This is a genomic window from Pseudomonas sp. MRSN 12121 (genome assembly GCF_000931465.1).
Lineage (GTDB): Bacteria > Pseudomonadota > Gammaproteobacteria > Pseudomonadales > Pseudomonadaceae > Aquipseudomonas.
The window spans coordinates 5,043,045-5,067,122 of sequence record NZ_CP010892.1; the positions used below are offsets into that span (position 1 = coordinate 5,043,045).

Below are 24,078 nucleotides of genomic sequence, written 5' to 3' on the forward strand. Positions count from 1 at the left end.
GGCCTGGGGGATGGCGCGGTGCGCAAATGTTGCACGATCGGCAGCGGCATTGCCATTGATTACTGGCAGGCGCCAGCACCTGGCCTGCAAGGGCCTGGAATCAGGGGACATGACCGGAGATCGCAGGGCGTCGGGCCCGAAAACAGCGCTGGCGGATTGTCATGGAGGCTTTGTGAAAATTTCGTGCAACGCATATTTGGTCACATAAAAAAGGGCCTGCTGGCCCTTTTCCCCAAGTCCGCGCCAGCCTTCAGAGCCGCACGTTGCCACGCGGCCCGGCAATCGCCCAGATGATCAGGCCCAGTACCGGCAGCAGGACGATCAGCAGGACCCAGAGGATTTTCATCCCGGTTTCGGCGCTGCTTTTAAGCACATTGATGATTGCCCAGATATCCAGCGCGAGGATGATCAGTCCGACCAGGCCATTGAAGGTAGAACCCATGATGTCGCTCCTAAGTGAGGGCTTGCCCCCTTAGGATAGCCGGCCAGCGCCAGGGTTCCTTTTATCGCCCGCGCGCCCGCCGCACGACTAGACGTGAACCGCGACCTTGAGCGCTTCCAGGGCAGGCGCGGCAGCGATGCCGACCTCGGCGCACAGCGCCAGTACGCGCGGCACGTCGTTGCCGTAGACCAGGACCATTTGCAACTCGTCGTCCAGCAACTGGCTGAAGTTCAGCAGCACGTAGCCGCCGTTTTCCGGGTTCATGCTGCCCATCTGGATCTGGATGCGGTTGAGCGCGGTCAGCGCCTCGGTCTTGGCCAACTGCTTGGGCTTGATGTTGAACGCCACGCCCGGGCCGAAAGAGGCGACGATCTGCGCGAACAGGTCCATATAGGTGTCGGCCTGGAACAGTACGGTGTCCGGCAGGCTGCCCACCACGACCCACTCGCCCAGCGGGATCGGGAAACTGTCGTCGTAGTTGATGTCCGGGTTGGCGGCCAGGAAGGCCTGGGGATCGGCGTAGGCCTGGGCGGCTTCGTCGGCGATCCGCAGGATTTCTGCTTCGCCCATGCAGCCGGAGCTGATGCGGGTGATGAGTTCGGCGAGGACGGTTTGCATGGGTGAATCCTGTGACGGGGCAATGGCGGGCGCGCAGGATAGCCTAAACCCGTCCCGCGCACCTACCGCCGCGACGACGCCCGGCGGCGGAGTCAGCCCAGCAACTTCTGCAACTGCGCAGTGGTGTCGACGGCGCCCATGGTCTTCGCCGCGTCCAGGGCGCTCACGCCATTGGCGTCGGTGGCTCGCGGATCGGCGCCCTGGCCGATCAGGTAATCGACGATTTCGCAGCGGTTGAACATCGCCGCCATCATCAGCGCGGTACGCCCGTCGAACGATGCCCCCTCCACTTGCGCGCCGCCTTCCACCAGCGCCTTGACCACCGCCAGGTCGCCCTTGAAGGCGGCTCCGGCGATCGGGCTCTGGCCGTTGTCGTTACGGATCTCGGGGTCGGCCTTGTGCTTGAGCAGCACTTGCACCGCCTCCACATGCCCGTAGTAGGCGGCCAGCATCAGCAGGGTGTCGCCCTTGTGATTGCGCAGGTTGACCGGCAGACCGCTGCTCGCCAGCTTGTCGAGCATCTGGGCATCGCCTTGACGGGCGACATTGAAGACCTGCTCGGTAAATTCGGCGGCCTCTTCTGCGGTCATCTGGCGGCTTTTGTCTGACATCGGAAACTCCACGTTCGGCCAATCGGAAAGTCGCTAGTGTCCCCAAGCCGCTCCGGCCCTGTCATCCCTTTTTTCTCAAGAGCGGCGATAGCCAGAATCAATAGCGGTGCCGGCCGGCGCAAATATCCGCCCATACCGCGGCGGTCACCGGGACGTAGGTGTCCGCCCCGGGCAGCCAGGCGTACACCGGATCGCCAGCGGTTTTCGCCGGATCGAAGGCTTCGTCCTTGAGCCTCGTCTTCTGGTACTTGAAGGTGCCGGTGGTTTCCATCTTCACCTTGACCCGCAGGAACAGCGGCACCGCGTAGCCCGGCAAGCGCTGCCGGGCGAATTGCAGCAGCTCGGCGAAGTCCAGGGTGGCCAGGGATTCGGCCGGGGTGATGGCCGCCATCCCGGCCCGCCCATCGGTGTTGTGCACTTGCACGCCGTAGGCCACCGCCTCGGCCACCTGCGGATGTTGCAGCAGGATGTTCTCCACCTCGGTGGTGGATACGTTTTCCCCCTTCCAGCGATAGGTATCGCCCAGGCGATCGATGAACTGCGCATGGCCGAAACCGATGTCGCGCAGCAGGTCGCCGGTGTTGAAGTAACGGTCACCCTTCTCGAACACGTCGTGGAGGATCACCTTGAGGTTCTTCTCCGGCTCGGTATAGCCATCCAGCGGCGCCTTGTCGTCGATCTTCGCCAGCAGCAGCCCCTGGCCGCCCCGGGCGACCTTTTGCATGAAGCCGGCACCGTTGCGGATCGGCGCACTGGTGTCGTGGGCGTACTCCACCAGCGCCCAGGGCGCCAGGGAAAAGCCCACGGTATTGTCGAAATTGAGCACGTTGGTAAAACCGATGTTGCCGTCGCTGGCGGCGTACAGCTCACACACGTGCTCGACGCCGAAACGCTGCTTGAACGGCCCCCAGACACCGGGGCGCAGGCCATTGCCGACCATCTTCAGCACGGGGTTGTGGCGATCGTTGTCGCTGGCGGGCTGGTCGAGCAGGTAGCGGCACAGCTCGCCCACATAGCCGATGGTGGTCGCCTTGAACCGGCGGGCGTCGTCCCAGAAACGGCTGGCGCTGAACTTGCGGCGGATGGCGAAGCCCGACGCGCCGCTGATGGCCGAGCCCCAGCACACACACAGCCCGGTGGCGTGATACAGCGGCAAGGTGCAATACAGGATGTCGGCCGGGCGCATGTCGAGGGCGATCATGCCGAAGCTGGCCGAGGTGCGCATCCAGCGGCCGTGCTTGAAGATGCCGGCCTTGGGCAGCCCGGTGGTGCCCGAGGTGTAGATATAGAAGCAGGGGTCGTCGAGGTAGATCCGGGCGCTGCTCGCGGGGTTGCGCGCGTCGCTGTCGGCGCTCGCGGCCATAAGGTCGGTGCATCCCGCAGGCGTCAGCATGGGCTCGGCGTCCGGGTCGGCGACGAACCAGGTGCGCACCTCGGCAATGGCGACCTGGTCGCGGATGGCCGAATAGGCTGGGAGCAGTTCGCCGCCGAGGATGATCGCCAGCGGCTTCACCAGATTCACGCTATGCACCAGCACACTGCCGGTCTGCGCGGTGTTGAGCATGGCGCAGATGCCGCCGAGCTTGGCCACCGCCAGCACACTGACCAGCAGTTCGGGACGGTTCTCGACGAAGATCGCCACCACGTCGCCCTTGCCGATGCCCTGGCCCGCCAGGTAGTGGGCGATCCGGTTGGCCCACTGGTTGGCCTGTGCATAACTCAGCACGCGCTCGCCATACAGCAATGCCGGGCCGTCGGGATTGCGCTGCGCCGCCTGCTCGAAGGTCCAGCCGAGCCCGCAGGGCTGGTCGGCGCGCTTGACGTGGGCGACCCGCATGCCCCTGACCACCCGGGGCAACGCCCGGGCGATGGCGGGCAGCTTTCGCAGCATCATGCCCCAGGTGATCATGTCGGGCTCACGCGGGCTCATGGCGGCTCCTGTTCGACACACAAGCAGAAGCCTGCCGGCGAAGCGTCGGGGGGCGAGCGGCAGGAGAAACAGGCGGAGCGCCGGCGACAGGGGCGCAAAACATGGCGTTCATGGATGACGTCCTATTTTCTTATTATCAGGCGCTCATGACCCGCAGGATCACGACGCATGACTGTCCATGTCGATGAAGCCTCTGGTTGACCTGTACAGCCTGGAACATCAAAGGCGTGGGGCTGATCGACAGCCCGGGCGATGCGCCCTGCGAAGCGTGCTGCTGGCCGAAAAATACGTCAGCGGTTCTCGGCCTGTACACGGAGTTTTTGCAAAGTTTTGTATCTCTCCCAGCCCCAGGATTCCCGGCAGCGGAACGACGCGGTGCGGCCCCGGGTTGGCCCTGCGCGCCGGCGGACGGACGCAACATTCCCCCGACCGGCGCCCCCTGGGCAATCTCGCAAAATGCAGGATGCACGATGGCCATTCATGCAAATTGCACGGAAGCGTAATCCGCAACAATTATTAACTTATTGATTTATATAGGTTTTTAAAAATTTAATTGCTGGCACAGTCGCTGCAACTACCTCTTCAGGTTTGCCATTCAAGAACCATGGAGCTGATAGACATGAGCCTGATCCAAGAAAAATTCGCTTCCCTGTTCTCCGATTACCAAGTGACCACTCAGCCACGTCCCGACGGCGGCATCCTGCTGACGCTGCGCAACAGCGAGGGCAAACAGCTCAAGCGCTCGATTTCCTATGCGCAGTTGCATGCCGGCGACCAGTTGACGTGGGTGATCAGCGCACTGCGTCGTGACCTGGCGGAACAGGCCAGCGAGTTGCCACAGATTTCGCTGCTGCAGAGCCAGAACCGCTTCGCCCTGCCGTCGTATCACTCGGTGTGAGTCCAGCGCGTCGTCTCTGAACCGCAGTCCCGGCGACGCCGCAGCACGCCACCATGGATCACCCTTCAGGCCATGTCAGCCTTGCGCTGACATGGCCTGAATGCTTTTGGACGAGCCTCAGTCGTCCAGGCCGGGGAACTGGCGGGCGAGCTCGGAACCCGTGAGCCGAGGGGCCGAACCCGCGGCATTGGCGAACAGGCGGATCGCCACCAGGTATGGGTTCTCGCCCATGTCGAACCAATGCGCGGTCCCGGCCGGCAGCGAAATCAGATCGTGTTTCTCGCAGAACACGGCATACACGTAGTCGTCGATATGCAGGTTAAGCAAGCCTCGACCGGCGACGAACAGCCACTCCGCGGCCTGCGCCTGCTGCTGTTCGTCGAGCAGGCCGGCCCGCAGCTCGGCCTTGTGCGGATGATGCTCGGCAACGCTGAGCACCTCCACGGCACGGTAGCCGCGCTCGGTCATCAGCCGATCGAGCGGTTCCTGGCAGGCAGCGATGACCTCCTCCTGGCTCGCGCCCGGAACGATCCGCGGCGCGAGCTGCCAGCGGTCGAAACGCACGCCCTGCTCAGCCAGGGTCGCGACGATATCGTCGAAATGGGTCAGCACCTTGTTCGGCAGGTCCGGGCTGGATACGTGGTAAACGGACAAGCTGCTCATCGTGGCAATTCCTCTATAAACGGCAGTGCCCTGCGGCGTGTTCGACGCCGGCGGGGCTGGAGCATCATCAGGCGGTGGCTGCCTCGGTCGAAGCAAGCCTCGAGGGTTCAATGCAGTGCAAGCCTTCGCCGCGCACTCGGACAGGCACGCTGAAGAGGCGACTCATGGCCTGTCCTCTTGCATGCGCGTGGCAATGATAACGGCTGCCGCCAACGCCGCGAGGCTTGCAATACTAAAGGTCAATGTCGCGCCCAGGGCGTTCCAGCTGTAGCCGGCATACAACGCACCCAGGGCCCCGCCGGTGCCGGCCAGGGCGGCATACAGGGCCTGGCCCTGCCCCTGCTGGCGCGCGCCGAAACTGCGCTGCACGAAATGAATCGCCGCGGCATGAAAGCTGCCGAAGGTCGCCGCATGCAGCACCTGGGCGAACAGCAGCACCCACAGGTATTCGGCGAAGGCGCCCAGCAGCAGCCAGCGCAGGGCCGCCAGCAGGAAACTCGCCAGCAATACCCGGCGCACCGAAAAACGCGACAGGATCCAGCTCATCGCCAGGAATATCAGCACTTCGGCGACCACCCCCAGCGCCCACAGCAGGCCGATCAAGCCGCGGCTGTAGCCCAGGTGTTCCAGGTGCAGGGTCAGGAAGGTGTAGTAAGGGCCGTGGCTCATCTGCATCAGCGCCACACAGGCGTAAAAGGCCAGCACGCCGGGGCTGCGCAGCTGGTCGAGAAAGCCGCCGGCGGCCGCACGGCTGCCCGGATTGGCGGGCTGGGCGTTGGGCACCCAGGCACTGCTGAGGACAATCCCGGCCATGATCAGCACCAGCGCCGCCGGGTAGATGTCCAGGCTCAGCCACTCGAACAGGCGCCCCAGGGCGACCACGGTGAGAATGAAACCGACCGATCCCCACAGGCGAATCTGGCTGTAGCGGGCAGTCTGGCCTTGCAGGTGCGCCAGGGTAATGACCTCGAACTGCGGCAGCACCGCATGCCAGAAGAACGCGTGCAAAGCCATGACCAGCGCCAGCCAGACGTAGCTCTTGTCGAGAAAAATCAGCGAAAAGCTCAGCAGCGTGCACACCGCGCCAAAACGCACGATGGCCAGGCGCCGGCCGGTGTAGTCGCCGAGCCAGCCCCAGAGGTTCGGCGCCACGCAGCGCATGAGCATGGGAATCGCCACCAGCTCGCCGATGCGCGCACTGGAAAACCCCAGGTGATCGAAATACAACGCCAGGAACGGCGCAGTCGACCCCAGCAGGGCGAAATAGAACAGATAGAAACTGGAAAGCCGCCAGTACGGCAGCGCCGCCACGGCCTTCAGACCGTGGCGACCGGCAGGGATGCCATTACCGCTGGCCCAGCACCGGCGTGCCGACGCGCACGTCGGCGTTCTGCCCACGATGACGCAGCAGATGATCCATCAGCACGATGGCCATCATGGCTTCGGCGATCGGCGTGGCGCGGATACCGACGCACGGGTCATGACGGCCCTTGGTGATGACGTCCACCGGGTTGCCGTCGATATCGATCGAACGGCCCGGGGTGGTGATGCTCGAGGTCGGCTTGAGCGCCAGGTGCGCGACGATCGGCTGCCCCGAGGAAATCCCGCCGAGGATGCCGCCGGCGTTGTTGCTGAGGAAACCTTCGGGGGTCAGTTCGTCGCGGTGCTCGGTGCCACGCTGGGCGACGCTGGCGAAACCGGCGCCGATCTCCACGCCCTTGACCGCGTTGATGCTCATCAGCGCGTGGGCCAGCTCGGCGTCCAGGCGGTCGAAGATCGGCTCGCCCAGGCCCGGCATCACGCCTTCGGCGACCACGGTGATCTTCGCGCCCACCGAGTCCTGGTCGCGGCGCAACTGGTCCATGTAGGCCTCCAGCTCCGGGACCTTGTCCGGGTCGGGGCTGAAGAACGCGTTGTCCTCCACCGAATCCCAGGTCTTGAACGGGATTTCGATCGGGCCCAACTGGCTCATGTAGCCGCGCACCACGATGCCCTGGCTGACCAGGTACTTCTTGGCGATGGCGCCGGCCGCCACGCGCATGGCGGTTTCCCGCGCCGAGCTGCGGCCGCCGCCGCGGTAGTCGCGGATGCCGTACTTGTGGTGGTAGGTGTAGTCGGCATGGGCCGGGCGGAACAGATCCTTGATCGCCGAGTAGTCCTTGGACTTCTGGTCGGTATTGCGGATCAGCAGGCCGATGGAACAGCCGGTGGTCTTGCCCTCGAAAACGCCGGAGAGGATTTCGACTTCATCGGCTTCCTGGCGCTGGGTGGTATGGCGGCTGGTGCCGGGCTTGCGCCGGTCCAGGTCGCGCTGCAGATCGTCCAGCGACAGCTCGAGCCCCGGCGGGCAGCCGTCGACAATGGCGACCAACGCCGGGCCATGGCTTTCGCCCGCGGTGGTGACAGTGAACAGCTTGCCGTAGGTATTGCCGGACATGCAGGGTGCTCCGTGAAATCAGCCGAAATAACTCAGTTGTGATTGCTGAGCGCGCCAGTATACGCAGGCTACCCAACTAGTTCATCCTCGAACCTTATCCGTGCCTGGAAGTCCAACCGGCACCCTTTTCAATGATGGCGTGATGATGCTGCGAGTTCTCCTCTTGAGCCTTACCCTGTTCACCGGCCTGGTCCAGGCGGCCGTGCTGCAACGGCCCATCAGCCTCGACACCGGCCACGGCGAGTTGTACGGCTCGCTGCTCTTGCCCAAGTCCGATGCCCCGGTGCCGGTGGTGCTGATCGTCTCCGGCTCCGGCCCCACCGACCGCGATGGCAACAACCCCGACGGCGGGCGCAACGACAGCCTCAAGCGCCTGGCCTGGGTGCTGGCCAAGCACAACATCGCCAGCGTGCGCTACGACAAGCGCGGGGTGGCCGCCAGCCTCGCCGCCACCCCGGACGAACGCAACCTGACCCTCGATGCCTATGTCGCCGACGCCGTGGCCTGGGGCAAGCAACTCAAGACCGACCCGCGCCTGGGGCCGCTGATCCTGCTCGGCCACAGCGAAGGCGCGTTGATCGCGACCCTGGCCGCTCCCCAGGTCGATGCCGCGGCGCTGATTTCCATCTCCGGCACGGCACGCCCGGTGGACCAGGTGCTGCGCCAGCAACTGAGCTACCGCCTGCCGGCGCCGCTGATGCTGCGCAGCAACGAACTGCTCGACAGCCTCAAGGCCGGCCGCGTCGACACCGACGTACCGCCGCAGCTGGAAGTGATTTTCCGCCCCAGCGTGCAGCCGTACCTGATCACCCTGTTCAAGGAAGACCCGGCCGCCGCCTTCGCCCGTTTGAAAATGCCGGCGCTGATCGTCCAGGGCAGCAGCGATATCCAGGTCAGCGTCGACGATGCGCGGATGCTCAAGGCCGCCAAGCCGGATGCCCAGCTGGCGCTGATCGAGGGCATGAACCACGTGTTGCGCATCGTGCCCAAGGACGTCAAGCGGCAACTGGCCTCCTACAGGGATCCACAACTGCCCCTGGCCTCGGAACTGGGGAGCCGCATCATCGGTTTTATTGACGGACTTCGCGCCGGTTGACGCGTTTTCCCCTCCAGTCCTGAAAAAAACGGCCGATAAGCCTTTGCCGGCCGTTTCCTTGCCGTCGGCATGCAGCGCTTGGACAGGATCTCGCCGTTATGACCGATACCCAGAACCCTCCCGAAACCGAGGTTGAAACCCCCGCTCCCGAAGCCGTGGCCTTGCCCTGGGCGGACGTCCACGCCGAGCATCATCGGATGCTTCGCCTGGCTCCGCTGCAGACCGATCGCGCCACCGGCGGGCGGCCCCTGCGCTTTATCGAGTTCGGTTACGCCGAGCGCAGCAACAAGGAACGCAGCCTGCTGCGCATGACCCTCCAGTTGCCGGGCCAGCGGGTGCGCAAGGAACAGAACCACCTGGATGTCTGGGTCGACCACACCACCCGCCGCGTGCGCTTCGAGCCGGAAAACCTGCAGATCGAGCCGGCGAACCGCGGTATCGGGCGTTTCCTGCTGGCCCAGGGGGCAAGCTGGGCCCAGAAGAAATGGCCGCACTACCGCGTGGACGGTTTCGAACTGGCGAACAAGGACGCGCTGAACGAGGCCACGCGCCTGCGTCGCGATCATTTCCTGCGGGTCCAGGGCTTCGATGTGGTGTACGCCGACGCCCAGCACCTCAAGGGCAGCGTCAAGGACGTGCAGGTCGGCGAGCTGCTGCCCACCTGGAACAGCGAAAAGCTGCAATTCGTCGAGATCCTCGAAGCCGCGCAGATGCTGCAACAGGCCGAGCAGAACCTCGAGGAGCAGGAAGTCAAACTGCGCAAGCACGAAGAAAAGGTCGCCAAGTACAAGCGCGAAGACACCGGACTGCGCTTTACCATCACCTGCCTGGTGGCCTTCGCGGTGTTCCAGGCCGGGTTGCTGATCTGGATCGCCACCCACCGCTGACTCCAGACCTGCGGGGATACCTGTAGGAGCGAGGCTTGCCCGCGATCCAGGCACCGGGGTGTGTCTGGATGGACGCCATCGCGAGCAAGCTTCGCTCCTACAGAAACGCCGATCAGACCCGGGCGGCGAACAACGCCTGGTGTTGCCGGCACTGCTCGGCGGTGAGCATGAACACGCCATGGCCGCCGCGCTCGAAGTCCAGCCAGGCGAAGTCGACCTCCGGGTACAGCGCCTCGACATGCACCTGGCTGTTGCCGACCTCGACGATCAGCAAGCCCTTCTCGGTCAGATGATCGGCCGCTTCGGCCAGCATCCGCCGCACCAGGTTCAGGCCGTCGTCGCCGCATGCCAGGCCCAGCTCCGGTTCGTGCTGGTATTCCTCGGGCATGTCGGCGAAATCCTCGGCATCGACATACGGCGGGTTCGACACGATCAGGTCGAAGCGCTGGCCCGGCAGGCCCTCGAAACCGTCACCCTGTACGGTGAACACCCGCTCGTCGACACCATGGCGCTCGATGTTCTGGTTCGCCACTTCGAGGGCTTCGAACGACAGGTCGGCCAGCACCACTTCGGCGTTCTGGAACTCGTAGGCGCAAGCGATACCGATGCAGCCGGAACCGGTGCACAGGTCGAGAATCCGCGCAGGCTCGGCGCCCAGCCAGGGTTCGAAACGCTTTTCGATCAGCTCGCCGATCGGCGAACGCGGGATCAGCACACGCTCATCGACGATGAACGACAGGCCGCAGAACCAGGCTTCGCCCAGCAGGTAGGCGGCGGGTACGCGCTCTTCGATGCGGCGCTTGAGCAGGCGCTGCAGGTTGACCAGTTCGTCGTCCTCCAGCGCGCAATCCAGATAGCTGTCGGCAATTTCCCAGGGCAAGTGCAAGGCGCCCAGCACCAGCTGACGAGCTTCGTCCCAGGCGTTGTCGGTCCCATGGCCGAAAAACAGATCCTCCCCATGAAAGCGGCTGACAGCCCAACGGATGTGGTCGCGCAGAGTGCGCAGGCGGGAAGTGATCACGGGACAGACTCCTGAAAAAACGACTGGCGATTCTAACAGCCAAAACGTCTTAGGACGACGCATGAAAAATCTGAGTCTGCGCGGCATCCAGGCCGTTTTCCCCCGGTTCGGCTCGTGTGCGCATAGCCCTTGACACGGCTGTAGGCCAGCAACCACGCACCTTACGTTAGTAGCGATTCACAGAAGGGCTCCGCCAGAGGACAATGTCGCAAAAGCCCCACCCACAGGAGCCCCAGAATGTCCGTTCCAAAGACGATGTTTCAACTCAGCGGTCGTGGTTATGCAGCAGCCAACCTGAGCCACGCGACCCTTGTGATCATCGACGCCCAGAAAGAGTACCTCAGCGGCCCGCTGGCCCTGTCCGGCATCGACGCCGCGGCCGCGAACATCAAGCAACTGGTAGCTGCCGCCCGCTCCGCCGGCCGCCCGGTCGTGCACGTGCGCCACCTCGGCACCGTCGGCGGCCTGTTCGACCCGCAGGGCGAACGCGGCGAATTCATCCCCGGCCTCGAACCCCAGGGCGACGAGACCATCATCGGCAAGTTGCTGCCGAGCGCCTTCCACGGCACCGAACTGGAAAAACGCCTGCAGGATCTGGGTTCCCTGGATTTGATCGTCTGCGGTTTCATGAGCCACTCCAGCGTCAGCACCACAGTGCGCGCCGCGAAGAACCTGGGCTTTCGCTGCACCCTGGTGGAAGACGCCTGCGCCACCCGCGACCTGCCCTACAAGGGCGGTATCCTCAGCGCCGCGCACGTCCAGCAGACCGAAATGGCCATCATGGCGGACAACTTCGCCACCCTCGCCCTGACCAAAGACCTGATCTGATCGACCCGTCATGAGCGGCTTGCGGGCCGCTCATCTGCAAAAGCCTCTCATTTGCTGCAATTGCCTTAGCCTCAGGAACCACCCGGTCATCTTTCGGTCGAAGGGCCGATATCCATTGAGGAAGGTCGGAATGAAGATATCCGATGGTTTTGACGCACGTCGGCTGCGGCCCAAAGGCCCGCGGAACTGGCGTTTGCGCCTGGGCGCGGGGTTCTCCGCGCTGCTGGCGACCTTCGGTGTGCTGCTGGCGATGGCCGGCGCTGCCAGCCTGCTGGGGCGCCCCCCGGCGCTGGGCGAATTGAATGCCAGCCCGGCGGGTTCAGCGGTGATTCTAGTGCTGGGTCTGTTACTGCTGTATGTCGGCGTCTGGTTGTGGCGGCGCTGCCGGCGGCGCATGCGCCAGCCGCAAACCCTGAACATGGCTCCGCACCTGATGAAGAAGCACGACTGAATCGCCGCACTGGTTTTGTTCCGCCCTCTCCCGTCGAGTTGGGTAAACTGCTCGGTCTTCGCGGAGGCTGACATGCAAGACGACGATTTTTCCCTGTTCAAAAGCGCGATCCAAGGCGTCAAGCCGATCAAGCACGATCGCGCCGATACCGGCAAACCCAAGGCTGACCGGGCGCAGATCGCCAAGCTGCGCCAGTCCGCTACCGTGCGTACCGAAACCACCACCGTCGATGGCCTGTCCGATCAGTTCGTGATCGACGTCGGCCCGGAAGACGAACTGATGTGGGCCCGCGACGGCGTCCAGGACAGCCAGGTGCGCAAGCTCAAGGCCGGCCAGATTCCCTTCGAGGGCAGCCTCGACCTGCACGGCATGAACGTGGAAAAGGCCCGGGAAACCCTCTGGGCGTTTCTTGCCGAAGCCACGAAGTTCGAGATCCGCTGCGTGCGCGTCACCCACGGCAAGGCCGTGCGCCTGGACGGCAAGCGGCCGATGATCAAGAGCCACGTCAACACCTGGCTGCGCCAGCATCCCCAGGTACTCGGCTTCACCTCGTGCCAGGCCCGGCACGGCGGCGCCGGCGCGGTCTACGTGATGCTCAAGCGCACCATGATGGAAGGCCGCGACGAGTAAAGCCGCTTCGTCGTGCTTGCAGCGCCGGGTCCGCCACCGTACCCTTGCCCTTTGCGTAAAATCCCACAGGTAGTTTCATGTCCCTGGAACAGAATTACACGGCGATCCTCGGCCAATTGGGCGAAGACGTCTCCCGCGAGGGCCTGCTCGACACGCCAAAACGTGCCGCCAAGGCCATGCAGTACCTCTGCCGCGGTTATGAGCAAACGCTGGAAGAAGTCACCAACGGTGCCTTGTTCAGCTCCGACAACAGCGAAATGGTGCTGGTCAAGGACATCGAGCTCTACTCGCTGTGCGAGCACCACATGCTGCCTTTCATCGGCAAGGCCCACGTCGCTTACATTCCGAGCGGCAAGGTGCTGGGCCTGTCGAAAGTCGCACGTATCGTCGACATGTACGCACGCCGCCTGCAGATCCAGGAAAACCTCAGCCGCCAGATCGCCGATGCGGTCCAGCAGGTGACCGGCGCCCTGGGCGTTGCGGTGGTGATCGAAGCCAAGCACATGTGCATGATGATGCGCGGTGTGGAGAAGCAGAACTCGTCGATGATCACTTCGGTGATGCTGGGCGAATTCCGTGAAAACGCAGCGACCCGCAGCGAGTTCCTCAGCCTGATCAAGTGATACGGGCTGCCCGAAAGAACCGGCGTTCATCGCCGGTTTTTTTTTCGCCAGGCAAAAATCAGGTAAGCTGCCGCCCCTTCTCACCAGGGCAAGAGGCAATACCGTGATCGTCAAAGCGCTTCGAGTCGGCCTCGGCCAGCTCATCATCTTCATCGACTTCATCACCCGCCCACGCAAGCAGCAGCGCCCTGCCGCGGCTCAAGCCCAGGTCGAACAGGACGCCAAGAGCCTGACCCTGTACCAATTCCACGCCTGCCCGTTCTGCGTGAAAACCCGCCGCACCCTGCATCGCCTGAACGTGCCGGTGGCCCTGCGGGACGCGAAGAACAACGAGCAGGACCGCCAGACCCTGTTGGAACAGGGCGGCAAGATCAAGGTGCCGTGCCTGCGTATCGAGGAAAACGGCCAGACCACCTGGATGTACGAATCCAAGGCGATCATCGATTATCTGGACAAGCGCTTTGCAACAGCTTGAATGGTTGGTGGCGTTCTGACGGGCGTCATCGCGGGCGAGCCTCGCTCCTACAGGTTTGCGACCGAGTAGGAGCGAGGCTTGCCCGCGATAGCGCCAGAACAGCCCCATAAGAGCCAGACCATAAAAAACCGACCCAAGGGTCGGTTTTTTCATTTCCTGCAGCCGCTCAATCGAGCATCCCGACATGCAGCGGATGGCTCTGCACCCGCTCCATCCACGCCAGGATCGCCGGATAGCGGCCAAGGTCGAAACCGCCCTCGTGGGCCACATGGGTATAGGCGTATAGCGCGATATCGGCGATCGAATACTGCTCGCCCACCAGGTACGGTGTGCGCGCCAGCTGGTGCTCCATCACATCCAGCGCCTTGTAGCCGCGCTTTTGCAGTTTTTCGTACTCATGGCGTCGCTCTTGCGGCAGGCCCAGGTACTGCTGGATAAAGCGTGCCACGGCAATGTACGGCTCATGGCTGTATTGCTCGAAAAACTGCCATTGCAGCACTTGCGTGCGTAAACGCGGTTCGCTTGGCAGGAATTCGCTACCGTCGGCGAGAAAGTTGAGAATCGCGTTCGATTCCCACAGGCAGGTGCCGTCTTCCAGCTCCAGCACCGGGATCTTGCCGTTGGGGTTCTTCGCCAGGAACGCTTCGGTCTGCGTATCGCCGTTCAAGATGTCCACGGCCTGCCACTGGTAAGGCTGGCCGAGCAGATTGAGCATCAGCTTGACCTTGTAGCAGTTGCCGGACCGGTAATCCCCATAAACCTTGTACATGGCCCTCTCCTCTCAGGCTGCCTGTGCAGCCTGTGCTTGACGTATCACGGTGGCCAGCCGCTTGAGACCTTCGTCCAGCCGCGCTGGATCGATATGACTGAAATTCAACCGCAGGTGACCTGGATTGCGGTCCGGCTCGGAGAAGAAAGGTTCGCCCGGCATGAATGCCACGTCCTGCTCCAGCGCCGCCTTGAGCAAAGTGCGGGTGTCCAGCGGCTGTTTCAAGGTCAGCCAGAAAAACAGCCCGCCTTGCGGCACCTGCCAGTCGGCCAGCCCGGCGAAATGATGTTGCAGGGCGTCCTGGAAAGCGTCGCGGCGCACCCGGTAGAAATCGCGCAACTGGCCCAGGTGCCGCTGGTACTTTTCGGTCCCGATCCATTGCAGCGCCTGCCATTGGCCGACGCGGTTGGTGTGCAGGTCAGCCGACTGCTTGAGGCGCAGCAGATGGGGAAACAGATCCGGGCTGGCGATCAGGTAGCCGACTCGCAGCCCCGGCAGCAAAGTCTTGGAGACGGTGCCGGTATAGATCCAGCTGGCCTTGCGCAAACGCCCGACAATGGGCGTGGCACCGCCACCGTCGAAGGTCAGTTCGCGGTAGGGCTCGTCTTCGATCAGGGTCACGCCGAACTCGTCGAGCAAGGCGGCCACGGCGTCGCGCTTGGCCTCGCTGTAGCGCACCGCCGAGGGGTTCTGGAAGGTCGGAATCAGATAGATGAAGGCCGGACGGTGCCGCTCCAGGCGCGCTCGCAGCTGGTTCAGGTCCGGCCCGTCGGCCTCCAGCGGCACAGTCAGGCAATCGGCGCCGAACAGCTGGAAGATCTGCAGCGCCGCCAGGTAGGTCGGCGCTTCCAGCAGGATCTCGGTGCCCTTGTCGATGTACAGCTTGGCCGCCAGGTCAAGGGTCTGCTGCGAACCGCTGACCACCAGGACCTGGCTGGCTTCGCACGGCACGCCCAGCGCCCGGGCTTGCGCCGCCAGGGCTTCGCGCAACTGCGGTTCGCCTTCGCTCATGCCGTATTGGCCCATGGCGGTGGGCATCTCCTGCCAGTCGAGCGGTGGCAGCATCGCTTCGGCGGGCAGGCCGCCGGCGAAAGACATCACCTGCGGACGCTGGGCAGCGGCGAGGATTTCACGGATCAGTGAGCTTTTGAGACGCGAGACACGTTCGGAGAAGGCCATGAGGGTCACCGGTGGCAAAGGCAGAGGAAAATACGTCAAACTACTTGACCGAAATTACGCCGACCTCTGTAGATACGTCAATATGCTTGACCTTAAAAACCAGACCACCCAGCAAGCCGCCATGGAGGCCTTCTTCTTCGGCTACCAGGCTTTTACCGCCAAGGCCGACGAAATGCTCGAACGCCGTGGCCTGAGCCGCGTGCACCAACGCATCGTGTTTTTCATCGCTCGCTACCCGGGGCTGAGCGTCAAGGAACTGCTCACGGCGCTGGGGGTGAGCAAGCAGGCGCTGAACATTCCGCTGCGCCAGTTGATGGAAATGCACCTGGTCGACAGCGTCGCCCCCGAGAGCGACAAGCGCAAACGCCTGCTGGAGCTGACGGCAGACGGCGCGCGCTTCGAGCAGGCGCTGCGCCGCGAACAGGTAAAGCTGCTACAACGGGCATTCGCCGAGGCCGGCGAGGCGGCGGTGGATGGCTGGCTGGCGGTGAACAAGGCCCTGGGCGAGAACCGCTGACACCGGGCATGCAACGGGCGTCAGCCTAGCGCCCCCCTCTGTCAGACTGCGCCAGCCCCCTCCCCTGGCGCCTGCCGCGTGCCCCGGTCGAGCCGGCTCCAGGTCATATAGCCTTTGTGGCGAACTTTTCGCACACAACCTCAAAAACATTATTTGCTTTATTTGTATACAAAAGCATAATTCGCCACGTGCGAGTTCTTGACCCATAGGTCAATAAAAGCCCGCAAGCCTTACCTGCCTCAAAGAGCCGCTGCCCCCCCCCCCTGCGTGTCCGGCTCTGGAAAAAATAATAAAACTCTTGAGGAGTACTGCTGTGGAAAGCCGCAAATCCGAAGCCCCTTCGCTGGAACTTTCGCCGCCACTGAGCAGTGGCTGGCTGGAGCGCCTCTTCAAACTCAGGTTGCATGGCACCACGGTGAAGACCGAACTGATCGCCGGTATGACCACCTTCATCACCATGGCCTACATCATCTTCGTCAACCCCAACATCATGGCCGATGCCGGCATCGACCACGGCGCGGCATTCGTCGCGACCTGCATCGCCGCGGCCTTGGGTTGCCTGTTGATGGGGCTGTATGCCAACTGGCCGGTCGGCCTGGCACCCGGCATGGGGCTCAATGCCTTTTTCACCTACACCGTGGTCGGGACCATGGGCTACAACTGGGAAACCGCCCTGGGCGCCGTGTTCGTGTCCGGCGTGCTGTTCATGTTCCTGACCTTCTCGCGGATCCGCGAATGGCTGCTCAACAGCATTCCGGCAAGCCTGCGCTTCGCCATGGGCGCCGGGGTGGGCCTGTTCCTCGGGCTGATCGGCCTGAAGACGGCCGGCATCGTGGTCGACAGCCCGGCAACCCTGATCAAGCTCGGCTCCCTGCGCGAACCCGGCCCGCTGCTGGCGGCCATCTGTTTCCTGATGATCGCGGTGCTCAGCTATCACCGGGTGTTCGGCGCGATCCTCATCAGCATCATCGCCGTGACGCTGGCCGGCTGGGGCCTGGACCTCGTGCACTACGAGGGCATCCTGTCGACCCCACCCAGCCTGGCACCGACCTGGATGGCCATGGATGTCGCCGGCGTGTTCAACGTCAGCATGATCAGCGTGGTGCTGGCCTTTCTCTTCGTGCACATGTTCGACACCGCCGGCACCCTGATGGGCGTGGCCCAGCGCGCCGGCCTGGTCAACCCCGACGGCAAGATCGACAACCTCTCCCGCGCGCTCAAGGCAGACAGTGCCTCCAGCGTCTTTGGCGCGGTGGTCGGCGTCCCGCCCGTCACCAGCTATGTGGAAAGTGCCGCGGGGGTCGCTGCGGGTGGTCGGACTGGTCTTACCGCGGTGACCGTAGGTGTGTTATTTATCGCCGCCATGTTCTTCGCCCCGCTGGCTGGCATGATTCCCGCTTACGCCACCGCCGGTGCGTTGATCTATGTAGCGATGCTGATGATGGGCGGCATGGCCCACATCGACTGGGAAGAGGCCACCGACAGCATCCCGGCGATCGTTACCGCGATCATGATGCCCCTGACCTTTTCGGTCGCCGACGGTATCGCCCTGGGCTTCATCACCTACGTGGCGCTGAAGGCCGGGACGGGCAAGTACAAGGAAATCTCCATCAGTCTGTGGGTGCTGTGCGCGATCTTCATCGCCAAGTTCATTTTCTTGTAAGGCCAGCGGTTTCAAACGGCCTCACCCCCTCGGGTGAGGCTTTTGCACATAAGGAGAAAAACAATGAGCGTGGAAACCTGGCTGCTGTTCAGCGGCGCTGCACTGGTGGTGATCCTGATTCCGGGGCCGCTGTCTCTCTTGATGATCAGCAACAGCCTGAATTACGGCTTGCGCAGGTCCTATCCGGCGTTCCTCGGTGGCGTGTTCGCCTCGATCTGCCTGCTGAGCGCCTCGGCCCTGGGCCTGGGCGCCCTGCTGCTGGCTTCGGAGCAGTTGTTCAGCGCGCTGAAGATCGTCGGCGCGCTGTACCTGTTCTACCTTGCCTGGCAAAGCTGGCAGCAGTCGCGGCAGCCATCCCAGGGCGCCGAGGTGCCGCAAGCCCTGGCCAAGCCCCGCTTTCGCGCCCTGTTCGGACGCGCCTTCGTGCTGGGCGCCAGTAACCCGAAAGACATTCTGTTCTTCGCCGCCTTCCTGCCGCAGTTCCTCAGCGCCGAACAGCCCTTCCTGCCGCAGCTGCTGATCATGATCGCTACCTGGACCGTACTGGACCTCCTGTGCAAGTTGGCCTATGGCCTCGGCGCCCACGGCGCGGCGCGCTACCTGCGCAGCGGCAAGGGCCAGAGCTGGTTCAACCGGATCAGCGCCGGGCTGTTCGGCGGCGCCGGTGCCGCGTCGCTGTTGAGCCGCTGAAAAGCTTCGCCAGCAAGCCACGCGCCTACAGGATTGGCTTCTGTAGGAGCGTGGCTTGCCCGCGATGACGTCCTCACCCACAACACATTTCCGGGGACGAAAAAAAGCCCGCAGTGTGAGCGGGCGAAAGACCAAAGAAGCTATTTGCGCAGGATTCGTGGGGGGAGAGTCCTAGCTTCCTCTGTAGGTCGAATAGCTGTACGGCGAGATCAGCAGCGGCACGTGGTAATGCTCCTGCTGCGCCGAGATGCCGAAGCGCAGCACCACCACATCGAGAAACGCCGGCTCCGGCAGTTGCACGCCACGGGCGCGGTAGTAGTCGCCCGCATGGAATTGCAGTTGGTAAACCCCGGTACGGTAGTCGTCGCCTTGCAGCAGCGGCGCATCGCAACGACCGTCGCTGTTGGTCAGGGCACTGGCGACAAGCTCCAGGTGCGCCCCTTCGACCCGGTACAACTCGACCTTGATGGCGCTGCCGGGGCAGCCATGCGCGGCGTCCAAAACGTGTGTAGTCAAACGTCCCATTGATTCTGCGTGCCTGCGCGCTACATGCGCCCAGACCTCGCGCCTCCTGAAGTCAATTGATGAGCAGACCGCACCGTTTCGGAGCATCGAAGGGTGCGACGAGGATTTTATTAAGACACTTTTAAAAAAAATTGTACACAATAAAAATCACCGCTTTTCCACAGCTTCCGGCGGGCCACGGCCTACCGGCGATTCGCGGCGATGTCGCAGGCGCACACGACTTTACATCCATTACCTGACCTATCAGGCAGGTTTCTTGCAGTACCCGGACAAGTGCCTTGCGGATGAAAAATGCAAAAAAACGGGCTTACAAAGCGCAATAAAAGTTGTATACAATCAGCCCATCGCTGTGACGCCAGCCTGTCCTTCCCCCCAGGCCCCGCCACGCCACCGTTATCACGATAGAAGGAAGACTGCAGTGAGCGCTGACTACCCACGCGACCTGATCGGTTACGGCTCCAACCCTCCTCACCCTCACTGGCCGGGCAATGCCCGCATCGCCCTGTCGTTCGTGCTCAATTACGAAGAAGGCGGCGAGCGCAATATTCTCCACGGCGACAAAGAGTCCGAAGCCTTCCTGTCCGAGATGGTCGCCGCCCAGCCGCTGCAGGGCGAGCGCAACATGAGCATGGAATCGCTGTACGAGTACGGCAGCCGTGCCGGTGTCTGGCGGATCCTCAAGCTGTTCAAGGAATTCGACATTCCGCTGACCATCTTCGCCGTCGCCATGGCCGCCCAGCGCCATCCGGACGTGATCCGTGCGATGGTCCAGGCCGGCCATGAAATCTGCAGCCACGGCTACCGCTGGATCGACTACCAGTACATGGACGAAGCCCAGGAGCGCGAGCACATGCTAGAAGCGATCCGCATCCTCACCGAAATCACCGGCGAGCGCCCGCTGGGCTGGTACACCGGACGCACGGGGCCCAATACCCGGCGCCTGGTAATGGAGGAAGGCGGTTTCCTCTACGACTGCGACACCTACGACGACGACCTGCCCTACTGGGAACCCAACAACCCGACCGGCAAGGCACACCTGGTGATCCCCTACACCCTGGACACCAACGACATGCGCTTCACCCAGGTCCAGGGCTTCAATCAGGGCGACGATTTCTACCAATACCTCAAGGATGCGTTCGACGTGCTCTACGCCGAAGGCGCCGAGGGCGCGCCGAAGATGCTGTCCATCGGCCTGCACTGCCGCCTGATCGGTCGCCCGGCGCGCCTGGCCGCGCTGAAGCGCTTCCTCGAATACGCCAAGGGCCACGACCAGGTCTGGTTCGCCCGCCGCGTGGACATTGCGCGCCACTGGCAGCAGGCCCATCCGTTCCCGGGAGCGTCGAAATGAGCACCTTCCAGACCCTGAAACCCTCGACCCTGAGCCGCGACGCCTTCGTCAAAGCCTTCGCCGATATCTACGAACATTCGCCATGGGTGGCCGAGAAGGCCTTCGAACTGGGCCAGGATCCATCGATCGACGAGATCGAAACCCTGCACCAGCGCATGAGCGACATCCTGTTGAGCGCCGATCAGCAAAGCCAGCTGGCCCTGATCAACGCTCACCCGGACCTGGCCGGCAAAGCCGCCGTCCAGGGGCAGTTGACCGAAGCCAGCACCCATGAACAGGCTGGCGCCGGTATTCACCAATGCACGGCCGAAGAGTTCCAGCGCTTCACCGAGCTGAACGACGCCTACAAGGCCAAGTTCAAGTTTCCCTTCATCATGGCGGTAAAAGGCAGCAACCGGCATCAGATCCTCGCGGCGTTCGAAACGCGCATTCACAACCCGGTCGACACCGAGTTCAAATGCGCGCTGGCGGAGATCAACAAGATCGCCCTGTTCCGATTACTGACGCTCTAGCGAACTGGGCCCACGTACCAACGAATGCAACGTACCCGGGGCCCTGCAAGCATCCCAAGCCACTTTATTAAAGGCAGACAAGAAGAATGAAAGCTTACGCCGTACCTTTCGAGAAGTTCGTCAACCTGGCCGACGCCCGCCTGGGCACCAAGATCATCTCGGTGACCGATGACTGGTTCGCTGACGCCAACCGACTGTTCCAGCCGACCCCGGCCGTATGGAAGGAGGGCGTATTCGATGACAACGGCAAGTGGATGGACGGCTGGGAATCGCGCCGCAAGCGCTTCGAAGGCTACGACAGCGCGGTGATCCGCCTGGGCGTGCCCGGCCAGATCAAGGGTGTGGACATCGACACCTCGTTCTTCACCGGCAACTTCCCGCCGTCGGCGTCCCTGGAAGCCTGCTTCCTGGCCGAGGGCGAGCCGAACGAAAATACCCAGTGGGTGGAAGTGCTGTCGGCCGTCGAGCTGCAAGGCAACAGCCACCACTACCACGAGATCGGCAACGACCAGGCATTCAGCCACCTGCGCTTCAACATCTACCCGGATGGCGGCGTGGCCCGCCTGCGCGTGTACGGCATTCCCTACCGCGACTGGTCGGCGGTCGGCGACAACGAACAGATCGACCTGGCCGCCGCGCTCAACGGTGGCCGTGCCCTCGCCTGCTCCGACGAACACTTCGGCCGCATGAGCAACATCCTCAACCCGGGTCGCGGCATCAACATGGGCGACGGCTGGGAAACCGCACGCCGCCGCACACCGGGCAACGACTGGGTGATCGTCGCCCTGGGCCACCCGGGCGAAATCGAGAAAATCATCGTCGACACCCTGCACTTCAAGGGCAACTACCCGGACAGCTGCTCGATCCAGGGCGCCTTCGTCAAGGGCGGCACCGACAGCCAGATCGAAACCCAGTCGCTGTTCTGGCGCGAGCTGCTGCCGAGCCAGAAGCTGGAAATGCACGCCGAACACACCTTCGCCGAGCAGATCAAGGCCCTGGGCCCGATCACCCATATCCGCCTGAACGTGTTCCCGGACGGTGGCGTCAGCCGCCTGCGGATCCTGGGCAAGGTCGCTCGCTAATGCCGAGCCTGTAGGAGCGCAGCTTGCGCGCGATGGCGGTTGTCCAATCGACATCTGCTGTCCGGGCTGACGCCATCGCGAGCAAGCTTCGCTCCTACAAAGAACATTCGAATTCACAGATCAAGAAGAACAGCATGCGCACATTGACGATTGAACCGCTGACCAAAGAAGCCTTCGCCCCCTTCGGTGACGTGATCGAAACCGACGGCAGCGATCACTTCATGATCAACAACGGTTCGACCATGCGCTTCCATCGTCTGGCTACCGTGGAAACCGCCACGCCGGACGACAAGGCGATCATCAGCATCTTCCGCGCCGACGCGCTGGACATGCCCTTGACCGTCCGCATGCTGGAACGCCATCCGCTGGGCAGCCAGGCTTTCATTCCGCTGCTCGGCAACCCCTTTCTGATCGTGGTCGCGCCACTTGGCGATGCACCTGTATCAGGCTTGGTCCGCGCCTTTGTCAGTAATGGCAGGCAGGGCATCAATTACCATCGCGGCGTCTGGCACCACCCGGTGCTGACGATCGAAAAGCGGGATGACTTCCTGGTGGTTGATCGCAGTGGCACAGGCAATAACTGCGATGAGCATTTCTTTGAAGAGGATGAATGTTTGATCCTCGCCCCCCACCAATAAGAGAAGGTCTGATCACTCGACGACAAGGGTGACAGGCGAGAGGTAAAGACTGTGGAAGCACATCTGTTGGAATGGCTCAACCTGAGCGTGCGTTGGGTTCACATGATCACTGGCGTGGCCTGGATCGGCGCGTCGTTCTACTTCGTCTGGCTGGAAAACAACCTCAATCGCGTCAACCCCCGGGACGGCCTGTCCGGCGATCTCTGGGCGATCCACGGTGGCGGTATCTATCACCTGGAGAAATACAAGCTGGCCCCGCCGTCGATGCCGGAGAACCTGCACTGGTTCAAGTGGGAAGCCTACTTCACCTGGATGTCGGGCATCGCCCTGCTGTGCCTGGTGTTCTACTACAACCCGATGCTCTACCTGGTCGCTCCCGGCAGTGGCCTGACCGGCCCTGAAGGCGTGGCCATCGGCGTCGGCGCGCTGATCGCCGGCTGGTTCGTCTACGACTTCCTCTGCGACTCGCCCCTGGGCAAGAAACCCGCCCTGCTCGGCTTCATCCTGTTCGTGCTGCTGATCGCCGCGGCCTATGGCTTCAGCAAGGTGTTCAGCGGTCGCGGGGCCTACTTGCACGTTGGCGCCATCATCGGCACCATCATGGTCGGCAACGTGTTCCGCATCATCATGCCGGCCCAGCGCGCACTGGTGGCCGCCATCGCGGAAAACCGCACGCCGGACCCGGCCCTGCCGGCCAAGGGCCTGTTGCGTTCGCGGCACAACAACTACTTCACCCTGCCCGTGCTGTTCATCATGATCAGCAACCACTTCCCGAGCACCTACGGCAGCCAGTACAACTGGCTGATCCTGGCCGGGATCGCGGTACTGGCGGTGCTGGTGCGTCACTACTTCAACACCCGCCACGACAGCCACCGGTTCGCCTGGACCCTGCCGGTCGCCGCGCTGGGCATGATCTGCCTGGCCTATGTCACCGGCCCGGCGCAGATGTCCAGCGCACCGGACGTGGCCAAGGCCCCGGCGAAGATCGAGTACCAGCCCCTGCCGGAAACCGCGCTGGGTGGCGGTGCCAAGCCTGAGACCGCAGCCGCGTCGGCAGCCCCGTCGGAACCCGCCGCACCCGCGGCCGCTCCAGCGCAGGCCGCTGCCCAGGGCCCGGCCTTCGACAAGGTGCATAACGTGATTCAGGAACGTTGCGCCGTCTGTCATTCGGCCAAGCCCACCAGCCCGCTGTTCAGCGCCGCGCCGGCCGGCGTGATGTTCGATACCCCGGAGCAGATCAAGCTCCAGGCGCCACGGATCCAGGCCCAGGCCGTCGCCAGCCAGATCATGCCGCTGGGCAACATCACCCAGATGACCCAGCAGGAACGTGACCTGATCGGTGCCTGGATCAGCCAGGGGGCGCGTACCAACTGAGTTATCGCTGAAAAGCATCGCGGGCAAGTCGGAGCGCCGCCCGCTCGCGCCTACAGATCATGCAATACCTGTAGGCGCGGGTTTGCTGGCGAGCAACCGCAACGCGGTTGGCCTGCTGCAAAAGCTGTTCGCAACCACACAGCTTTCTAATCACAAGAATAAAAAAGACCC

At 63.2% G+C, this 24,078-nt stretch carries 27 protein-coding genes; 16 read left to right on the forward strand and 11 right to left on the reverse strand.

What is annotated here, in order from left to right:
• Nucleotides 1–250 precede the first annotated feature (250 nt).
• From TO66_RS22745 to TO66_RS22760, 4 genes are all read right to left on the reverse strand, one after another.
• Entirely contained in the window at nt 251–442 is a 192-nt protein-coding gene (locus TO66_RS22745) for a PLDc N-terminal domain-containing protein (protein ID WP_044464378.1), read from the reverse strand.
• An 87-nt stretch (nt 443–529) separates the two neighbouring features.
• Complete coding sequence (locus tag TO66_RS22750; RefSeq protein WP_044464379.1) at nt 530–1,060, reverse strand: hypothetical protein; 531 nt, start codon at nt 1,058–1,060, stop codon at nt 530–532.
• A gap of 92 nt (nt 1,061–1,152) precedes the next feature.
• Nucleotides 1,153–1,671 (reverse strand): ankyrin repeat domain-containing protein, encoded by a 519-nt coding sequence (locus tag TO66_RS22755; protein WP_044464380.1) that lies wholly within the window; start codon nt 1,669–1,671, stop codon nt 1,153–1,155.
• A 97-nt stretch (nt 1,672–1,768) separates the two neighbouring features.
• A complete protein-coding gene (locus TO66_RS22760) occupies nt 1,769–3,601 on the reverse strand; it encodes a long-chain-acyl-CoA synthetase (RefSeq protein WP_044464381.1) in 1,833 nt (610 codons plus the stop codon).
• A gap of 619 nt (nt 3,602–4,220) precedes the next feature.
• Between TO66_RS22760 and TO66_RS22765 the strand changes: the two genes are divergently transcribed.
• Nucleotides 4,221–4,499 (forward strand): DUF3509 domain-containing protein, encoded by a 279-nt coding sequence (locus TO66_RS22765; protein WP_044464382.1) that lies wholly within the window; start codon nt 4,221–4,223, stop codon nt 4,497–4,499.
• A 117-nt stretch (nt 4,500–4,616) separates the two neighbouring features.
• On the opposite strand, the gene TO66_RS22770 is transcribed toward TO66_RS22765, so the two are convergent.
• The 3 genes from TO66_RS22770 to aroC form a co-directional block, all read right to left on the reverse strand.
• Nucleotides 4,617–5,162: an acireductone dioxygenase gene (locus TO66_RS22770; RefSeq protein ID WP_044464383.1), complete on the reverse strand. Its 546-nt coding sequence runs from the start codon at nt 5,160–5,162 to the stop codon at nt 4,617–4,619.
• 162 nt (nt 5,163–5,324) lie between these two features.
• A complete protein-coding gene (locus TO66_RS22775; protein WP_044464384.1) occupies nt 5,325–6,473 on the reverse strand; it encodes an MFS transporter in 1,149 nt (382 codons plus the stop codon).
• Between the two features lie 34 nt (nt 6,474–6,507).
• The gene (aroC, locus tag TO66_RS22780; protein ID WP_044464385.1) at nt 6,508–7,599 is read right to left on the reverse strand and encodes a chorismate synthase; all 1,092 of its coding nucleotides are present in this window, start codon (nt 7,597–7,599) and stop codon (nt 6,508–6,510) included.
• 142 nt (nt 7,600–7,741) lie between these two features.
• Here aroC and TO66_RS22785 point away from each other — a divergent pair, with 142 nt between their 5' ends.
• A complete protein-coding gene (locus tag TO66_RS22785; RefSeq protein ID WP_044464386.1) occupies nt 7,742–8,695 on the forward strand; it encodes an alpha/beta hydrolase in 954 nt (317 codons plus the stop codon).
• Nucleotides 8,696–8,793: 98 nt separating this feature from the next.
• Complete coding sequence (locus TO66_RS22790) at nt 8,794–9,582, forward strand: hypothetical protein (protein ID WP_044464387.1); 789 nt, start codon at nt 8,794–8,796, stop codon at nt 9,580–9,582.
• A 112-nt stretch (nt 9,583–9,694) separates the two neighbouring features.
• Here the strand turns inward: TO66_RS22790 and prmB are convergent, their stop codons facing one another.
• Nucleotides 9,695–10,603, reverse strand: coding sequence for a 50S ribosomal protein L3 N(5)-glutamine methyltransferase (gene prmB / locus TO66_RS22795; protein WP_044464388.1), 909 nt, complete (start codon nt 10,601–10,603; stop codon nt 9,695–9,697).
• A gap of 237 nt (nt 10,604–10,840) precedes the next feature.
• Between prmB and TO66_RS22800 the strand changes: the two genes are divergently transcribed.
• The 5 genes from TO66_RS22800 (at nt 10,841) to TO66_RS22820 (ending at nt 13,610) form a co-directional block, all read left to right on the forward strand.
• The gene (locus TO66_RS22800) at nt 10,841–11,431 is read left to right on the forward strand and encodes a cysteine hydrolase family protein (RefSeq protein ID WP_044464389.1); all 591 of its coding nucleotides are present in this window, start codon (nt 10,841–10,843) and stop codon (nt 11,429–11,431) included.
• A 130-nt stretch (nt 11,432–11,561) separates the two neighbouring features.
• Nucleotides 11,562–11,882 carry a hypothetical protein gene (locus TO66_RS22805; RefSeq protein ID WP_044464390.1) on the forward strand — a complete coding sequence of 107 codons (321 nt, stop codon included), beginning with the start codon at nt 11,562–11,564 and terminating at the stop codon, nt 11,880–11,882.
• Between the two features lie 72 nt (nt 11,883–11,954).
• Nucleotides 11,955–12,512, forward strand: coding sequence for a Smr/MutS family protein (locus TO66_RS22810; RefSeq protein WP_044464391.1), 558 nt, complete (start codon nt 11,955–11,957; stop codon nt 12,510–12,512).
• Nucleotides 12,513–12,589: 77 nt separating this feature from the next.
• Nucleotides 12,590–13,135: a GTP cyclohydrolase I FolE gene (gene folE, locus TO66_RS22815; protein ID WP_044464392.1), complete on the forward strand. Its 546-nt coding sequence runs from the start codon at nt 12,590–12,592 to the stop codon at nt 13,133–13,135.
• 103 nt (nt 13,136–13,238) lie between these two features.
• On the forward strand, nt 13,239–13,610 hold the full coding sequence (locus TO66_RS22820) for a glutathione S-transferase N-terminal domain-containing protein (RefSeq protein WP_044464393.1): 372 nt from the start codon (nt 13,239–13,241) through the stop codon (nt 13,608–13,610).
• 166 nt (nt 13,611–13,776) lie between these two features.
• On the opposite strand, the gene TO66_RS22825 is transcribed toward TO66_RS22820, so the two are convergent.
• Together TO66_RS22825 and TO66_RS22830 are read right to left on the reverse strand one after the other, a co-directional pair.
• Nucleotides 13,777–14,379 (reverse strand): glutathione S-transferase family protein, encoded by a 603-nt coding sequence (locus tag TO66_RS22825; RefSeq protein ID WP_044464394.1) that lies wholly within the window; start codon nt 14,377–14,379, stop codon nt 13,777–13,779.
• Between the two features lie 12 nt (nt 14,380–14,391).
• Entirely contained in the window at nt 14,392–15,558 is a 1,167-nt protein-coding gene (locus tag TO66_RS22830; RefSeq protein ID WP_044464395.1) for a PLP-dependent aminotransferase family protein, read from the reverse strand.
• A gap of 82 nt (nt 15,559–15,640) precedes the next feature.
• Between TO66_RS22830 and TO66_RS22835 the strand changes: the two genes are divergently transcribed.
• The 3 genes from TO66_RS22835 (at nt 15,641) to TO66_RS22845 (ending at nt 18,428) form a co-directional block, all read left to right on the forward strand.
• Complete coding sequence (locus tag TO66_RS22835) at nt 15,641–16,075, forward strand: MarR family winged helix-turn-helix transcriptional regulator (protein WP_044464396.1); 435 nt, start codon at nt 15,641–15,643, stop codon at nt 16,073–16,075.
• Between the two features lie 313 nt (nt 16,076–16,388).
• Nucleotides 16,389–17,738: an NCS2 family permease gene (locus tag TO66_RS22840; RefSeq protein ID WP_044464397.1), complete on the forward strand. Its 1,350-nt coding sequence runs from the start codon at nt 16,389–16,391 to the stop codon at nt 17,736–17,738.
• Between the two features lie 63 nt (nt 17,739–17,801).
• Nucleotides 17,802–18,428, forward strand: a complete 627-nt coding sequence (locus TO66_RS22845) for a LysE family translocator (protein ID WP_044464398.1) — start codon at nt 17,802–17,804, stop codon at nt 18,426–18,428.
• A gap of 171 nt (nt 18,429–18,599) precedes the next feature.
• On the opposite strand, the gene uraH is transcribed toward TO66_RS22845, so the two are convergent.
• The gene (gene uraH, locus TO66_RS22850) at nt 18,600–18,953 is read right to left on the reverse strand and encodes a hydroxyisourate hydrolase (protein ID WP_044464399.1); all 354 of its coding nucleotides are present in this window, start codon (nt 18,951–18,953) and stop codon (nt 18,600–18,602) included.
• 418 nt (nt 18,954–19,371) lie between these two features.
• On the opposite strand from uraH, the gene puuE reads away from it, so the two are divergent.
• The 5 genes from puuE to TO66_RS22875 all read left to right on the forward strand — a co-directional run bounded on the left by puuE (nt 19,372) and on the right by TO66_RS22875 (nt 23,907).
• Nucleotides 19,372–20,301 (forward strand): allantoinase PuuE, encoded by a 930-nt coding sequence (gene puuE / locus TO66_RS22855; protein WP_044464400.1) that lies wholly within the window; start codon nt 19,372–19,374, stop codon nt 20,299–20,301.
• Nucleotides 20,298–20,813 carry a 2-oxo-4-hydroxy-4-carboxy-5-ureidoimidazoline decarboxylase gene (gene uraD / locus TO66_RS22860; protein ID WP_044464401.1) on the forward strand — a complete coding sequence of 172 codons (516 nt, stop codon included), beginning with the start codon at nt 20,298–20,300 and terminating at the stop codon, nt 20,811–20,813. Before puuE ends, uraD begins: the two co-directional genes overlap by 4 nt.
• An 86-nt stretch (nt 20,814–20,899) precedes the next feature.
• Entirely contained in the window at nt 20,900–21,895 is a 996-nt protein-coding gene (gene alc, locus TO66_RS22865; RefSeq protein WP_044464402.1) for an allantoicase, read from the forward strand.
• 134 nt (nt 21,896–22,029) lie between these two features.
• On the forward strand, nt 22,030–22,533 hold the full coding sequence (locus TO66_RS22870; RefSeq protein WP_044464403.1) for an ureidoglycolate lyase: 504 nt from the start codon (nt 22,030–22,032) through the stop codon (nt 22,531–22,533).
• Between the two features lie 51 nt (nt 22,534–22,584).
• Nucleotides 22,585–23,907, forward strand: coding sequence for a urate hydroxylase PuuD (locus tag TO66_RS22875; protein WP_044464404.1), 1,323 nt, complete (start codon nt 22,585–22,587; stop codon nt 23,905–23,907).
• Nucleotides 23,908–24,078: the final 171 nt, after the last annotated feature.